General features: G+C 52.8%; 19 protein-coding genes. 10 read left to right on the top strand and 9 right to left on the bottom strand.

All coding sequences use genetic code 11. The features are described 5' to 3' along the window. Window positions 1-2 precede the first annotated feature (2 nt). The 5 genes from MTC_RS06585 to MTC_RS06565 form a co-directional block, all read right to left on the bottom strand. Window positions 3-254, bottom strand: coding sequence for a 50S ribosomal protein L23 (locus tag MTC_RS06585; protein WP_014405915.1), 252 nt, complete (start codon window positions 252-254; stop codon window positions 3-5). Continuing rightward, entirely contained in the window at window positions 254-1,006 is a 753-nt protein-coding gene (gene rpl4p, locus MTC_RS06580; RefSeq protein ID WP_014405914.1) for a 50S ribosomal protein L4, read from the bottom strand. The genes MTC_RS06585 and rpl4p overlap by 1 nt, the downstream gene beginning before the upstream one ends. 2 nt (window positions 1,007-1,008) lie before the next feature. After that, window positions 1,009-2,034 (bottom strand): 50S ribosomal protein L3, encoded by a 1,026-nt coding sequence (locus MTC_RS06575; RefSeq protein ID WP_014405913.1) that lies wholly within the window; start codon window positions 2,032-2,034, stop codon window positions 1,009-1,011. Between the two features lie 121 nt (window positions 2,035-2,155). Continuing rightward, entirely contained in the window at window positions 2,156-2,971 is an 816-nt protein-coding gene (locus MTC_RS06570) for a putative RNA uridine N3 methyltransferase (protein WP_014405912.1), read from the bottom strand. Window positions 2,972-3,078: 107 nt separating this feature from the next. Then, window positions 3,079-4,980 carry a PAS domain S-box protein gene (locus MTC_RS06565; RefSeq protein WP_143767095.1) on the bottom strand — a complete coding sequence of 634 codons (1,902 nt, stop codon included), beginning with the start codon at window positions 4,978-4,980 and terminating at the stop codon, window positions 3,079-3,081. A 281-nt stretch (window positions 4,981-5,261) separates the two neighbouring features. Between MTC_RS06565 and MTC_RS06560 the strand changes: the two genes are divergently transcribed. From MTC_RS06560 to MTC_RS06550, 3 genes are read left to right on the top strand one after another with little or no spacing between them, the layout of a single operon-like run. Further along, the gene (locus MTC_RS06560; protein WP_014405910.1) at window positions 5,262-5,570 is read left to right on the top strand and encodes a hypothetical protein; all 309 of its coding nucleotides are present in this window, start codon (window positions 5,262-5,264) and stop codon (window positions 5,568-5,570) included. Window positions 5,571-5,594: 24 nt separating this feature from the next. Beyond that, a complete protein-coding gene (locus MTC_RS06555; RefSeq protein WP_048189115.1) occupies window positions 5,595-5,927 on the top strand; it encodes a hypothetical protein in 333 nt (110 codons plus the stop codon). 27 nt (window positions 5,928-5,954) lie between these two features. Further along, window positions 5,955-6,389 (top strand): transposase, encoded by a 435-nt coding sequence (locus MTC_RS06550; protein ID WP_143767094.1) that lies wholly within the window; start codon window positions 5,955-5,957, stop codon window positions 6,387-6,389. Between the two features lie 701 nt (window positions 6,390-7,090). On the opposite strand, the gene MTC_RS13470 is transcribed toward MTC_RS06550, so the two are convergent. Beyond that, window positions 7,091-7,246 (bottom strand): hypothetical protein, encoded by a 156-nt coding sequence (locus tag MTC_RS13470; RefSeq protein ID WP_014405908.1) that lies wholly within the window; start codon window positions 7,244-7,246, stop codon window positions 7,091-7,093. A 136-nt stretch (window positions 7,247-7,382) separates the two neighbouring features. On the opposite strand from MTC_RS13470, the gene MTC_RS12670 reads away from it, so the two are divergent. After that, window positions 7,383-8,708: a PAS domain S-box protein gene (locus MTC_RS12670; protein WP_143767093.1), complete on the top strand. Its 1,326-nt coding sequence runs from the start codon at window positions 7,383-7,385 to the stop codon at window positions 8,706-8,708. Window positions 8,709-8,719: 11 nt separating this feature from the next. On the opposite strand, the gene MTC_RS06535 is transcribed toward MTC_RS12670, so the two are convergent. Beyond that, on the bottom strand, window positions 8,720-9,031 hold the full coding sequence (locus tag MTC_RS06535) for a hypothetical protein (protein ID WP_158308499.1): 312 nt from the start codon (window positions 9,029-9,031) through the stop codon (window positions 8,720-8,722). Between the two features lie 128 nt (window positions 9,032-9,159). Between MTC_RS06535 and MTC_RS06530 the strand changes: the two genes are divergently transcribed. Continuing rightward, window positions 9,160-9,375: a hypothetical protein gene (locus tag MTC_RS06530; protein WP_014405905.1), complete on the top strand. Its 216-nt coding sequence runs from the start codon at window positions 9,160-9,162 to the stop codon at window positions 9,373-9,375. A gap of 11 nt (window positions 9,376-9,386) precedes the next feature. Here the strand turns inward: MTC_RS06530 and MTC_RS06525 are convergent, their stop codons facing one another. Beyond that, window positions 9,387-9,920, bottom strand: coding sequence for a VIT1/CCC1 transporter family protein (locus MTC_RS06525; RefSeq protein ID WP_014405904.1), 534 nt, complete (start codon window positions 9,918-9,920; stop codon window positions 9,387-9,389). 12 nt (window positions 9,921-9,932) lie between these two features. Further along, entirely contained in the window at window positions 9,933-10,223 is a 291-nt protein-coding gene (locus MTC_RS06520) for a DUF211 domain-containing protein (RefSeq protein ID WP_014405903.1), read from the bottom strand. Window positions 10,224-10,360: 137 nt separating this feature from the next. Here MTC_RS06520 and MTC_RS06515 point away from each other — a divergent pair, with 137 nt between their 5' ends. The 5 genes from MTC_RS06515 to MTC_RS06495 all read left to right on the top strand — a co-directional run bounded on the left by MTC_RS06515 (window position 10,361) and on the right by MTC_RS06495 (window position 13,864). Further along, window positions 10,361-11,056, top strand: a complete 696-nt coding sequence (locus MTC_RS06515) for a phosphoribosyltransferase (protein WP_014405902.1) — start codon at window positions 10,361-10,363, stop codon at window positions 11,054-11,056. A gap of 15 nt (window positions 11,057-11,071) precedes the next feature. Continuing rightward, window positions 11,072-11,920 carry an S-methyl-5'-thioadenosine phosphorylase gene (gene mtnP, locus MTC_RS06510; RefSeq protein WP_014405901.1) on the top strand — a complete coding sequence of 283 codons (849 nt, stop codon included), beginning with the start codon at window positions 11,072-11,074 and terminating at the stop codon, window positions 11,918-11,920. Between the two features lie 8 nt (window positions 11,921-11,928). Further along, on the top strand, window positions 11,929-12,411 hold the full coding sequence (locus MTC_RS06505) for a hypothetical protein (RefSeq protein WP_014405900.1): 483 nt from the start codon (window positions 11,929-11,931) through the stop codon (window positions 12,409-12,411). 73 nt (window positions 12,412-12,484) lie between these two features. Beyond that, window positions 12,485-13,534, top strand: coding sequence for a radical SAM protein (locus MTC_RS06500; RefSeq protein ID WP_014405899.1), 1,050 nt, complete (start codon window positions 12,485-12,487; stop codon window positions 13,532-13,534). A gap of 6 nt (window positions 13,535-13,540) precedes the next feature. After that, window positions 13,541-13,864, top strand: a complete 324-nt coding sequence (locus tag MTC_RS06495) for a DUF2551 domain-containing protein (protein ID WP_014405898.1) — start codon at window positions 13,541-13,543, stop codon at window positions 13,862-13,864. The last annotated feature ends 2 nt before the right edge of the window (window positions 13,865-13,866 follow it).

Raw genomic sequence — 13,866 nt, 5'->3', positions numbered from 1 at the left:
CTTTAGAATATTCCTAGCCGGCTCGCAATTTCCTCAGCCGAGTTCTCGGGGCTCAGCGTCACAAGGGCCTTCTTCTCGCCTTTCGGGGTTATCATGGTGGTGACCTTTACCACCTTGACGTTATACATTTCCTCCACGGCCTTCTTTATCTGCTCCTTGCGCGCGTTCCTGCCAACCAAAAACTGGAGGGTATTGTTCTTCTCCATCGATAGCGTTGCCTTTTCAGTGATAAACGGGTATTTTATGATTTCCATTATTCCCCGCCCTCCATCATCTTAAATGCGCTCTCGCTCCAAACGGTGAGCCTGCCCGGATGCGTGCCTGGCGCGAGCAGCTCGGCGTTCACGCTGTCAAGGGTGGCCACGTCCACGCCTGGTATGTTCCTTGCGCCAAGCCCTATGCCCTTGTCCTCGCCGACCACGATGAGCACGCCCACCTTCTTGCGGTATTGCCTGCCCCTCATCTTGCCCTTTCCGCCGCGCACCTGTTTCTGCTTTGCGCGCTCCAGGTCCGCGGCAAGGCCGATTGCATTGAGGAAGGCCACCACGTCTCTGGTCTTGCTCATCGACTCGATCTCGTCCGAGACGACGATGGGCAATTCCCCATCATACTTGTAGCCCCTCGCCTTGACTAGCTCCTTATTCATGGTGGCCGCCACCGCCGACCTGATGGCGAGGAGCCTCTCCTTGTCGTTTATCTTCTCGGCGAATATCTTGTTCGGGTTGGGAGCGTGTGCGCTACGGCCTCCCCTGGCCTGGACTACCCTCGCCGCCCGCGAGCTATTATTCAGCCTCGGGACGTGGGCTACGCCTCTACCGCTGCCCCAGGAGTGCGCCGAGGTCAGCGTGCCCGCAGTCCTGTCCGGGCCGTAGGGCTGCAGCCTGTTAGCCTGTGCCGCAAGTACCGCCCTCTTGATGACGTCCGGCCTGAAGGCTTCATTGAACACCTCGGGTACCTTTATCGTGGAAGTCTTCTTGCCGGTCCTGTCTAAAACTGCTGCCTCCATGTCTAGCTCCTCCTGGCTCCTTGCTTGGATTCTGTGCTAATATAGGTTATCTCGGGCGCCTGCTTGGGCAAGGCCTTGGGCCTTACCGCGGGCCTGAGCCTGACCATCCTCTTGACCGGGCCGGGTATTGAGCCCTTAACCACTATGTAAGGATTCCTCAGGACGCCGTAGTGCAGGAACCCGCCTGCAGGGGTGACCTCCTCGGCCTTGTCGCCGAGCTTTATGATCCTCTTATTATACTCAGTCCTCTGGTGGTAGCCCGTCTGGCCGAGCTGCGGGACCTGCCACCTGATGCGGTGCGGGTTCCACGGGCCCAGGTTGCCAACGTGCCTCCTCTTGCCGGTGCGGGCATGCTTTCGCTTCTGTATGGCGATGCCCCACCTCTTGACCGGGCCCTGGGTTCCCTTGCCCTTGGTGATGGCAGATACGTCCACAAGCTCCCCCGGAGAGAATATGTCATTTGCCTTGACCTGCTTGCCCAGCAGCGACTTTGCAAGCTCGAACCTTTTATCCATGCTTCCGCCGGCGATGCGGTTTTCCACCAGCTCGGGCACCTTCTTCGGTATGCCCGATACGTCCTCTGTCTTAACATAAGTCAAAAGGCGCAGGTCCGCAACCTTCCCTTCCTTGACCAGGCCCGCTATCTTCGCGAGCTGGCCATCGGTGTCGACCGCTTTCCTGGGAAGCCTGATAAGCCTCGCCAGGTCCTTCAGGTCGCTGGCCCATGCCTCGGCTATCACCTTTTTGCCATACGGGCCATCGTCGTATGCCCGTATGCCCGCAACGTGCATCGCTGGTGCCTCGATAATCGTAACGGGCACGGCTATCTCCATGCCTTCGGTCGTGCTGTGCGGCCTGTCGTCTATCATCAATACGTGCGACATTCCTGCCTTGAATCCGATTAGACTCTGTATCTTAGGCTGCTCGCCCAGCTCTGCCCAATTTCTATATTTAGGCTTCTGGCTGCGGGCCCTCACCCTGGGGCTGTACGCAAGCGAGCCTCGCCTTGGTGCGTGTGGGTGACTCATCTTATTTTTCCTCCGATCTCTTGACAAATTTTTTAGGATGGCGCCGCTCTCGCGGCTATACGGGATCCGGCATCTGGCTTTGTCAATCGCCAGGTATCTTTCGATACTTGCGCTGAACTCGTCACTGCCTTATCAGGTTGAGCAGCCCAAGGGTGACGTATATCGCCTCTTCGGCCCTCACCGTCGCGGTGCCCTGGTTTGGGATGGAGTTCACCACGCAATCGGAATGGTCCTCAAGCTTGTGGCCTTCATCGTGCAGGAGCTGCTCCAGCCCCTTCGAGGGGCTTCCAAATGCGACGGATACCTTATCCCGGATTTTGCTTTTTATCTCGGATAGCATCTCGCAGGCCAGGGGATGCCCCAGCCTCGACGTCGCTATCCTTAAGCCATCGGTTTCCAGCGCATCGTGGAGCGTATCGGCGATACGCACTTCGTAGCCCCAGTACAGGGGCACGTCGCTCCTCTTCACGAGCTCGACCGTTAGCGGCCTTCGCGAATAGATCCTGACTGTCACGCGCTGCCCCTTCTCGACTTTTGCGTCGGGGAGCATTGCCGGGCTGTCGCTTCCGACATCGACCCATGCGTTTCCGTCAGTGCCGACTTTGGTCACAATACCTTCTCGGTATTCCTCTTCGCTAGTATGAGATGGTATCCTCAGTGGCGGGATGACTCCGATATGGCGGAGGGCGCCTTGCATGGGGAATATCTCTTTGCGAAGATATTGCGGGGTTTCCGCGTATCGCAAGACGGTGCTTATGAACCTGCTGTCGTCCCGCTTCGGGGTCTTATATACCACTATTTCGTCGACCCTGAAGATCGATGCCGCACGAGCAACCTGTCCGACCTTGTAGGTCTTTATTCGCGGGTCGGCGGTTTCTTCGGTGAGCGACGCCGGGATCAGTAAGCTCAAGAGCGTCCTGCCACGGTTTACACTCATACTGTACACTTGCTTTAGTTGGGTGCTATAAATGGAATATTAGTATATATATGTTACGGAGGTGGAAGGGCGAAGATGGGCATTTGCCGCTATCCAAATTTTATCATTTATCCAATTGCAGGCAACACGACCACAAACCTGACGCCCTTCGTGTAGTCCCCGGGCACGCGGTCCTCAGCCCATACTTTTCCGTGAAAATCGGTGACAAGGGTGTTTACGATGTATAGGCCCAGGCCTTTGCTGCGCAACTTCTTACCAGCATGTGAGCGGTCGAAAATGGCCGCCTTAAGGCCGTCAGGTATGCCGGGGCCGTTATCCTCCACCGCAACCCTGCATAACTTAGCTCCACCTTCGTACTGGCAGGACAAATCAATATTTACTACAAGCGGGCCGCTGGAATGCTTTATGGAATTGCCTACCAGGTTGGAGAACACGTCCCTGAGCAGGTCGTTCGCGAAAACTGTACACTGGCACCTGGCGTTAAGGTTAATCTTTACGTCCCTGCCGGGCACATTAGCATACTGGCATTTCACCGAGGAGAGCACATCCATCAAGTCAATCGCCTTTATCTTAAACTCGCCCGCCCTCTGCCTCTGGAGCTTTCTCACGTTGTCTATGAGCATCGAGCTATTCATTATGTTCTCGATAGCCTTATGGATTAGATGCTCATCGCCCACGTCGAGCCTTCCTTCGGATTTTAGCTTATCGTCGGCCATCTCGAGGAAGCCGAGTGCCACCATGTTCATGTTGTTTATATCGTGGCCCATGAGGTCGACGTATAGCTCTGCCTGTTCCCTTGCGTCTCTCAGCTGGTTCTCGATCTGCTTGCGCCCGGTGACGTCCTGGATGATGCCATACATCCACTCCGGATTGCCTGCCTTATCCTTTTTTATCTTATCGGCCACTACGTTCAGGTAGCGTATGGACCCGTCCTGCATGACTATACGAAGGTCGATGTTAAACAGCCTGTTTTCATGAATGGCCGCGTCGGAGGCCGCCTTAAACATGCCCATATCATCAGGGAATACCCGCGTTAGGAGCCACTCATAGGTCGGCTGTAGCTCCCCGGGCTTTAGCCCGAATATCTTAAATAGTTCATCCGACCACTGCATTCCATTATCTTTAAGGTTCCACGCCCAGTTGCCGACGTGCGCGATGTCCTGTGCCCTTGCGAGTATCGCCCTGCTCTTTAACAGCGCTTTTTCGGCCTGCTTGCGCGCCGTTATGTCCTGGTTGATGCCGTATACCCAGGATGGGTTGCCCTCCGCGTCCCGCACCAGCTTGTCGGCCACGGTGTTCACGTACCTTATGGAGCCATCAGGCCTAATAATCCTATAATCTATGCTCCCCAGCTTATGCCCTCTTCTAATCTCCTCAGCCAGCTTTCGGACCATATCCCTGTCATCAGGGTGTACATGAGATAAAAGCGCCTCTACCGAGGGCTCTATCTCCTGAGGCCTATACCCGAATATCCTGAACCCCTCGTCCGACCAGTTCATCTTATCATTCTTAAGGTTCCACGCCCAGTTGCCCACATGGGCTATCTCCTGCGCTTTTGACAGGATGTACTGGCTTTTTTGGAGGGCCTTTTCAGCCATCTTCCGCTTGGTTATGTCGAAGGCGACCACTATGACCGCTGGCCTGCCGCCATACTCCGTACGCCCCGCCGCAAAGTCTGCCCAGCCTTCCCTGCCATCCTTTGCCCTGTACTTCACCTCATATCTGGAGACCACTTTTTCGCCCCTCTGCCTCGCCAGCCCTCTTTCCCTTAAAATGTCCTGGTATTCGGGGCTTACCCAGTCCCAGAAGTTCATTCGCAAAAGCTCTTCTTTGGAGTAGCCCGTGATCTGCTCTGCTGCCGAGTTCACGTACACGTATTTGTCGCCCTGGTATAGGAAGATGGCCGCGGGCATGGTTTCTGTCAGGACCTGAAACCTGCGCTCTATTTCTCTCAAAGCCTCCGCTGCCATTTCGCTTTCGTCATGGGGCTTTGATGCCTTTTTTCTCATTGTGTCGCTCCGGTCGATCATAAAGACAGCATGAATGGAACGGCTTTTTTTGCAATAATTCATAATTTAATCGTGATTATATAAAAACGTTCGGGCGAACAACGAAGGAGCACAAGCAGGGCAAGGGCCAAGAAAAGATATAATTTTTTAATACCTTAATTTTTTGGTTTTTGGGGTTTAACTTTTTTATTGGTGTCTTGGTTCTTGGTTTTGTGGGGGTGATGTTTAAATAGTATTATTCCCCCAATGGGGTATACATGGAGGGTTAGGTTAAAAACTGGTTGGATGAGCAGCGTGGGCTGGGCGAGAAGTGTTTTGAGGTCAAGAAGAGGAATAAAGGGTACTACGTGTACCGTAGTACCACTTTTTGGGATAAACAGTCTAAAAAGCGGAGGAAAAAATCCTCGTACGTTGGCGTCTTGGACGGGGAGAAAGGCCTTGTTCGTGGTAAGAGGGAGGCTGGAAGTCTTCGCAGCGTCACGGTTAGGTATGGTAACGCGTTGCTACTGGATTGGGCTTTAAAGGACCTCGTTGGGCCTTTGGAGGACGCGTTCGGTGGATTGTGGCCCTCTGTCTATGCTCTGGTGTAGGCCCGTTCCATGGGGCATACTCCGTTGAAAAATGTTCGCAGGGAATGGACCCACCTCTACAACATTCGAGGCCTGTCCCCGGACCTGTCCCCCTCGAAGCTGGGCCGATTGTTATCGTTCATAGGGGAGAACAGGAGGATGCAGGAATCAGTGTTCAAGGCCCTGGCCAATGGCAGCGAGCTCGTCTACGATCTTAGCACCGTGTATACCAGGAGCGAGAACATTAGCATCGCTGAGAAGGGGTACAACAAGGAGCACTTGTACTTTCCTCAGCTTAACATCGCATTGTTTTGCAGCGTGGACCGGGGAATGCCCACACGGGATCCGGGTGATCCCGGGGAGCGTGCGAGACGCTAAAAGCCTGTATACCAGCCTCGAGGAGGATTGTCATGGGGATGTGCCTTGGTCCTTGATCGTGGTTTCAGCAGCTATGATACGGTACGGTTCCTCGGGGAAAAAGGCGTGAAATACATATTACCTGCTAAAAGAAACAGCTTGCTGTACAAAGAAAAAACAATGCTTGACAGCCATTTCTTTTATCATAAACGATTAGTGAAAACCGGGAAGAAAAAGGATGCCAGGTTCTTTGTATACGTGTACGAGGACCAGGACTTGCTATTGGAAGAGACCAGGACGTTGTACGAACGCCTCGACAAGGGCCTGGAACGGGGATGTTTCGAGAAGAGCCTTGAGAAGGCCGGGCGCATCATCATCATGAGCAACGTGGACACGAGTTGCGAACAAATTGTACAAGATGTACAAGAGCCGCGACAATATCGAGAAGATGTTCGACACGTACAAGACCGTCCTCGATGCTGATAAACTATACCTCCAGGACACTATGAGGGTGCACGGCCACGTCTTCAATAAGCTTCCTATGCCTTTACGCCTACACGAAGATCGGACAACTCCTGAAAAAAGCCGGACTGGACAACCAATACACACCCATGGACATGCTCAAAGAATACAGCAAAGTCTACATGCTACAACACCAAAAAGGCAACACCATAACCGAGATCACAAAAACCGTAGAAACCCTAGACCAAAAAAACAAAACCCAACTTATTCCCCAAAACCAAAAAGTTAAGGATTTAAATAATTGTGTACCTAGTGTCTTTTGTGTACCTCGTGGTGAAAAGCCTAGTGTCTTTTGTGTACCTCGTGGTGAGACCAAGAGTGGCCTTCTCTCCTGCTTTCAATCAGGAGCGTCCACCTTGTACGCTTTATTCCTTTTCCAGGGGCGAGCGTACTTTCAGCCTGTCATCTCAGCATCGGGCAGGGGCTGCCATACGGTGGAACTTCGAGACATTATTCTCGACTCGAAGAACAAGGGGCGGATCCCATCCCATCGTTGAAACGACGGGGACTCTCCGCCACACGGCCCCGCTGTCCTGAAATGATTTTACCAATATTTTGGTATATTAAATACCAGAATCGTGGTATATCGGAAGGGGATTAATGCATCGATAAAGGTAGCTACTTGAACGCGTTGAAGCTTTAGGTTAGCTGCCAAACGCTTTTCAGGCAAGCTCGAGGTCTTCAGACTTACACGTCGGACACTCGGGGTAACGGCCAGCAGCCTTAAAGCTTTTACCGCATTTCCTGCACTTATACTTCTTAAAGCCTATCCCCTCAGGGTCAATCTCGGCGTTAATGACGCCACTGGTAGAGCACATCTTATGCTACCCCTCTTTTAGCATCCATCCATGTTTAATATGATGAGCTATATTATGGATTATAGATATTTTAACTATATTAAAAATGTTACTGATAGTTTTTATGATTAGAAAATAAGAAAGTCGTCGAGGATAGGTGAAACTATCTTATATGGGCACGAGACATGATGACGGCGTAAAAGAGCGGCCGTCAGGGCTAAAAGCTATTCTGGACAGGTTCGGACGGATGGCGAAAGCCGTCTGGCATAGCATAGGCGAGAGTGAGCGATCCGAGGAGAGGCAGGCGCGCCTGGCGGCAATCGTGGAATACTCCGCGGACGCCATGATAAGCATGGCGATGGACGGCACGATAGCCACATGGAACCATGGAGCCGAGGCGCTCTATGGGCACAATGCAGGGGACGCTATCGGCAAAAACATCTCGCTCGTCATGCCTTCCTGCCGACAGCTAGAGGCGGGCAGGCTCATCGAGGCCATAAAAAGCGGAAAAAACATTAGAATCCATGATACGGTCCACATGAGGAAAGACGGGTCGCTGGTCGATATATCGCTAACGATATCGCCCATTAAGGATAGGGATGGAAAAGTGTCCGGCATATCCCTGGTAGCACAGGATATATCCAAGCTTAAGCAAGCCGAAGAAGCCCTAAAAAAATCGTATTTTGAGATGGAGCGCCAGGTAAAGGAGCGCACCTCCCAGCTATCCACGATTATAGAGGACCTGAACGCGGAGATAGCCATACGCAAGCGAGCCGAGAGCGAGCTCGAGGATGCGAAGGCCCAGGCAGAGCTTTACATAGACCTGATGGGGCATGATATTAACAACATGAACCAGGCAGTGCTGGGATTTTTAGAGATGGCTATAGATGCCCTTCAGTCTCGAGGGACGCTTGGCGTTGAGGATGTGCAATTGCTTGCCAGCTCCATGGAAGCCGCAAGGAACAGCTCGAAGCTTATCGATAACGTCAGAAAGCTGCAGATGGAGAAGGCGGGGGCGTTTAAGCCAGCCGTCGTCGAGGTGGGCAGCATACTACGAGAAGTTAAGGAAGCGTATCAGCACGTCAGCGGAAGGGACATCAAGATTAGCTATGCGCCGGAGGCAGCATGTAAAACGGTGGCAAACGAGCTATTAAAAGACGTGTTTTCTAATATAGTTGGAAATGCTATTAAGCATTCTACAGGCCCTCTTGTCGTTAATATCGCCTTGTCTAAGGTAACGATGCCCGATGGGGCCTATTGCAGGGTGACGGTAGAGGATACAGGCCCCGGCATTCCAGACGAGCGAAAGCAGAAGGTTTTCGAGCGTATAGGCAAGACGAGGATGGAGGGCAAAGGCCTGGGCCTGTATCTTGTTAAGACCCTCATTGACGATTATCATGGGAGGATATGGGTGGAGGACCGGGTGCCCGGCGACTACACGAAGGGCGTCCGCGTGGTGGTCTTGCTGCCATCCATGGGGTAAAAATGAGCAGATCATCTTTTATCTCGCTTAGGCTCCAGTACTATCGACTTGCCACCGGCCTCCCCAATCATTTTTATTATTGTCATGGGGTTGACCAGCTTATTGATATGCTTCCTCCGGTCTACCGCGTTAAACCCTTTAGTGATAAGCCACCCGCTTTTCTTAAGATAATGCAAGGCCTGGTTAGAGTACCTCTCCCCTCTTCCTATTATCTTCGCGGCTTCATCATTGGAAAATTCTTTATCCTCGAATACAAGCCATAGCGAGCAATATATCCGGAACAGGTACTTTGGCACAGGCTCTACCATTGAAGGTCCAGACATAAGTTGCGAAAAAAAGTATAAATAAAGACGAGTATATTCGTAAGTAACGAAATATTCATAAATAAGGAATATAAAATTGTTTTACTAAAGCTGCCCAGGCGGGGCCGCATATCCGGGAGGCGCAAGCATTGATCAAGGCCAGGTTCGAGATATTCAAAAGCGACGGGTACATATGTGCCGTTGGGCAGAACGTAGGCATTTACATATGCGATAAGAACTGGAACGAGCTGATGAAGGACATCTATGAAACGGTCGAGCTCTATTATGGCTTGCCGGATAAGGCCGAGCTCAAGATGACCGTGGAGGTGAAGGCGAAAGCGCCTGGAAAAATAAAGCCATTATAGGATAGATGGCATCATGGGCTCAACCGGAGCGCGCTGCACGCTATGACTACTACTGCCCCAAGGAACACCATCTTTATGGCCGACTTAATATAGCCCTGGCCGGAAATCCTGCCCGAAAACAGGCCCAGCATGACGAGCGCCAGTATGGCAAGCCCAATGGATGCGTAGACCGCGATGCCGTCCGGGATGAAGATGAAGGGCAAAATCGGCACCAGCGACCCTATAAAGCTGGAGCCGCCATGCAGGAACGAGTCGACGATGATGTTACGCCTGGCCATCTTCTCTATCCTGGTATCCTTGAGGTCCTGAAGCAGGGCCGCCTCCACCTCGGACAGCTTGCCGTATTCGACCGCCGACTCGGCCAGGTAGGAGCCTATGCCGTTAGTCAGGCACAGGGCGATGCCGCCGCCAAGGGCCGCCTTAATAATCACTCCAGCGTCAACGGTTGTGGAGGACAGGCCTACGATGATGCCAAGTATGGCCAAAATGCCGTCAATCGTCCCCAATATGATATACCTGCCCCTCTCGCTTTCCTCTAGTACCATAGCTATCAAAAATCAGCGGTCCTGCAGCGTCTCGACTTCCTCGACGAGCTTTATGCCCGCTGCGACCTCATCGATGCTGTGTATGACTGCGCCCATGTCCTCGATGACGCGCTGCAGCTCGTCGAAATCTATGTTGACGCCTTCGACGGTTATCTTGATGTTCTCAGTCTGCGTATCGACCTCGTAGAGGCTAAGGTTGACGCCATTAACGTGCTTCAAAGCGGCGATTGCCTTCGCCAGCTCCAGTATGGAGGGCTGATGGGGCTTCAATACATCTAATACCAATCTTTTAATTCCAGTCATTTTGAATCATTCTGCTTAATAATTGGATTTGAGATACTTAATTTTAAGTATAAGAGCTTTATCGTTCGAGACAGTATATGCTTAAATATTTTTGAGGCATACTAATCTTATATTATTGCTTAATCGTTGGTGAAAGCATGGCGCTTCCTGAAAATTTCAAGTGTGTCATCACTAACTGGGATTACATCTATAGGCTCTGCCGGAAAATCTCCAAGGACGTGAGAAGCTCGGGGTATAAGCCTGACGTAATAGTTGCGCTGGCAAGGGGTGGATGGTTCGCAGGAAGGGTACTGTGCGACTTCCTAAACCTGAGCGACCTCATAAGCCTCAAGATTGAGCATTATACGGGCACGGCGACGGCGGGCGGCGGCCCGAAGATAAGGTATCCGGTAGAGGAGAACATGATTAAGGGGAAGAACGTGCTAATCGTAGACGATATTTCGGACACTGGGAAGAGCATGATGTTCGCCCGCGAGTACATTTCCAGGTACAGCCCAAAGGAGGTCAGGACGGCCACCCTCCAGCACCTGCTTTGCTCCCAGACGAAGGCCGACTACGTGGGCGAAGTGCTGGACGAGTGGGCCTGGGTCGTCTTCCCCTGGAACTTCATGGAGGACATGTGCGACGTCACCAGCCAGCTCATGATGAAGGATAGCCTCAAGGTCTGGACTATAGAGGACATTAAGCTGGGCTTGAAGAGACACCACCAGATAGAGCCGACATATTTTGAGATCACCCAGCCAGGCAGGCTTACCGAAGTGCTGGAGGAGATGGAGTACAGGGGCCTCATAAGGTCGGTGGGCGAAGGCCTATGGGAGCCCGTCGTTCATTGAATGGAGGCGAGTCTTATGGTTAAGGTTGGCATAATCGGGGGTAGTGGCATCTATAACCCCTCGATGTTCGATAAGGTGGAAGAGAAGAAAGTAAGGACGCCTTTCGGGCCTCCCAGCGATTCCTATATGCTGGGCGAGATAGACGGCGTCGAGACCGTGTTCCTTTCCAGGCACGGCCGGGGCCACAGGTATTCCCCCTCGACCCTTAACTATCGCGCGAACATCTACGGCATGAAGAAGCTTGGCGTGACTCACGTCATCTCGGCCTCGGCGGTAGGCAGCCTCAGGGAGGATTACAGGCCCCTCGACATCGTTATACCCGACCAGGTATATGACCGCACGTGTAAGCGAGCCTCGACTTTCTTTGACGATATCGTGGTACACATAGGCCTTGCCGACCCCTTCTGCCCGGAACTGTCGCGCATACTCTACGAGGTCTCATCTAAAAAGTATCGCACGCATGATAAGGGCACATACCTGTGCATGGAAGGGCCCCAGTTCTCCACGAAGGCCGAGTCCAACGTCTACAGGAAGCTGGGCTTCGACGTCATCGGCATGACCGCCCAGCCCGAGGCCAAGCTGGCCCGCGAGGCGGAGATGTGCTTCGCCATAATAGCCACCGTCACTGACTACGACGTGTGGCACGAGGAGTCCGTGACCATCAGCCAGGTCATCGAGAATGCCGCGAAGAACGAGCAAGCCGTGCAGGACATCATAAGAAGCTCGGTTAAGCGGCTCGCCGACATGGGCGATTGCCAGTGCAGGCATGCCCTGGAGGGGGCCATTACCACCAGCGAGAACGCCATACCAGCAAGTGCCAGGCGAAAGCTACGCCTTTTAATAAGCCCGTATATTAAAGGCTAGGGGATACAATGCCCGCCGACCTTGAGCAGAAGACCGATACTACGCTGTATATCCTTGAGCACGCTGATAAGAGCGCCAGGATAACATGTACCATAGGCAAGGTGACTGTCAGCATGAAAAAAGGGCTGGACAGGGACGTCCTCGCCAAGATACTGCTGTCTCTCTCAAGGGTGGATTCGAGCATAGCCTACGAGTATGAGACGATGTGCAGGTATGACGATATCAACCGCCTGCGGCTGGACGACTACGTTGTCGTCTCTTACTCGAAGGCCGGCCCCTCGACCTATAAGACCATCTTTAGCGTGCCATTTTCCAGGCGGAAAGCGCTCCGCCGCCTGGCCATCAACATATCAGAGGGCCTTAAGAGTGGAGACGTGGACCTCTCCATCCTGTGGGATGGCAACCCTTCTAAGATAAGCCAGCTCTTCGAGGAGCTAGGCGCTGCGAATGGGTGGAAAATGCAGGTCATAGAGGCAAGTAAGGATAGCTAGGCATCGCTAAAAGCCTGGATATGCCATAAAAATGTATTTAACTTTGCCATTTCATTAGAAACTTTACTTATATATGAGCAGGATAAATGTGGACGCTACGGGCTCCATGTACACGAAAATGTGCAGGGGCTGCCGCCTATGCTGTAAGGGCGCGAAGATGGTTTTATTCGTGACGGGAGCCTGCGCCAGGGATTGCTTCTACTGCCCGCTCTCGGAGGGGCGAAAGGGCAAGGATATCGTCTACGCCAATGAGCGGCTCGTTAAAAGCGATAGCGATGCCATAGAGGAAGCAAGGCTGATGAGCGCGCTGGGCACGGGCATCACGGGAGGGGAGCCGCTGCTCAGGCTTGACCGGACGCTGCACTATATAAAGCTTCTAAAAGGCCATTTCGGCGAGCGGCATCACATCCACCTGTACACGGGCATCGCGCCTCCTGATGATGTCCTACAGAAGCTGGCCGAAGCCGGCCTCGACGAAATCAGGTTCCATCCCCCCATGGAGGAGTGGGACCGCTTCAGGGAGACGGAGTTTAATAGGGCGCTCAATCGCTCTAAAGATCTCGGGATGGACGCGGGCGTGGAGATACCCGCCATAAAGCCTGTGCCTGAAATTATCGCCGCAGTCAGCAAGGCCAAGGGATTCCTGAACCTGAACGAGCTGGAGTTCTCGGATACGAACTACATGGCTTTGAAGGAGAGGGGCTATACCCTTAGGGATGATACATCCAATGCGGCGCAGGGGAGCGAAAAGATCGGACACGAGATAGTTTTAAATAATATAGCAAATAGTAGATATTGCTCTTCACGCTTCAAGGACGCAGTACAGCTGCGTGAGCGCATTAAACGCGTGGCGCGCAACACGGCCAGGCCCTTTGACGAGATAAGCGCTGATGGAACAATTATATACGGGGAAATTAAAGGTAATATTGCGGATGCTCTCCGTATGATAAAAGAGATGAAGACCCCACGGCGGCTGTACCGGCTATACGATGATAGGATTGATATGGCGTGGTGGGCGCTCGAAGGCCTCTGCAAGGCCCGTGGCGCTGCCGGCTGGCAGGGCTCGATCGTCGAGCGATACCCGATGGAAGGCGGGCTCGTCGTGGAGAGGATACCGTTATGAATATGCTTGGAAGTGGTGACCCTGAATAGCTCTGAAGACGAATTGGTGCTCTCCCGCATCAAAGATTACCTGAGCAGGGATAAGGACGGCCGGCGCAGGGCCGTCCTGAAGATATTCCTGGAGGGCGGGCCATACGAGACGAAGGATATCGACGATAAGCTCAGGGAACAGCACTTTGACGTGAAAAACAAGGGCACCCCGGCCATGGTCGGGCTTATGGGCTCGAAGACGGGGATATTGAGCGTGGACGTCACGGGCGACCATAACATGTACTCCATCAAGGAGAAGTACAAGCGGCTCGTGAAAGAGGCGCTCGACGATACAAGCTGACT

Source organism: Methanocella conradii HZ254 (assembly GCF_000251105.1).
Lineage (GTDB): Archaea > Halobacteriota > Methanocellia > Methanocellales > Methanocellaceae > Methanocella > Methanocella conradii.
This window is presented reverse-complemented; position numbering and strand designations above follow the sequence as displayed.

What these genes read in the sequence shown, in the direction of transcription:
- MTC_RS06585 (WP_014405915.1), bottom strand. Translation starts at nt 254, where the DNA reads ATGGAAATCATAAAATACCCGTTTATCACTGAAAAGGCAACGCTATCG.
- rpl4p (WP_014405914.1), bottom strand. Translation starts at nt 1,006, where the DNA reads ATGGAGGCAGCAGTTTTAGACAGGACCGGCAAGAAGACTTCCACGATA.
- MTC_RS06575 (WP_014405913.1), bottom strand. Translation starts at nt 2,034, where the DNA reads ATGAGTCACCCACACGCACCAAGGCGAGGCTCGCTTGCGTACAGCCCC.
- MTC_RS06570 (WP_014405912.1), bottom strand. Translation starts at nt 2,971, where the DNA reads ATGAGTGTAAACCGTGGCAGGACGCTCTTGAGCTTACTGATCCCGGCG.
- MTC_RS06565 (WP_143767095.1), bottom strand. Translation starts at nt 4,980, where the DNA reads ATGAGAAAAAAGGCATCAAAGCCCCATGACGAAAGCGAAATGGCAGCG.
- MTC_RS13470 (WP_014405908.1), bottom strand. Translation starts at nt 7,246, where the DNA reads ATGTGCTCTACCAGTGGCGTCATTAACGCCGAGATTGACCCTGAGGGG.
- MTC_RS06535 (WP_158308499.1), bottom strand. Translation starts at nt 9,031, where the DNA reads ATGTCTGGACCTTCAATGGTAGAGCCTGTGCCAAAGTACCTGTTCCGG.
- MTC_RS06525 (WP_014405904.1), bottom strand. Translation starts at nt 9,920, where the DNA reads ATGGTACTAGAGGAAAGCGAGAGGGGCAGGTATATCATATTGGGGACG.
- MTC_RS06520 (WP_014405903.1), bottom strand. Translation starts at nt 10,223, where the DNA reads ATGACTGGAATTAAAAGATTGGTATTAGATGTATTGAAGCCCCATCAG.
- MTC_RS06515 (WP_014405902.1), top strand. Translation starts at nt 10,361, where the DNA reads ATGGCGCTTCCTGAAAATTTCAAGTGTGTCATCACTAACTGGGATTAC.
- mtnP (WP_014405901.1), top strand. Translation starts at nt 11,072, where the DNA reads ATGGTTAAGGTTGGCATAATCGGGGGTAGTGGCATCTATAACCCCTCG.
- MTC_RS06505 (WP_014405900.1), top strand. Translation starts at nt 11,929, where the DNA reads ATGCCCGCCGACCTTGAGCAGAAGACCGATACTACGCTGTATATCCTT.
- MTC_RS06500 (WP_014405899.1), top strand. Translation starts at nt 12,485, where the DNA reads ATGAGCAGGATAAATGTGGACGCTACGGGCTCCATGTACACGAAAATG.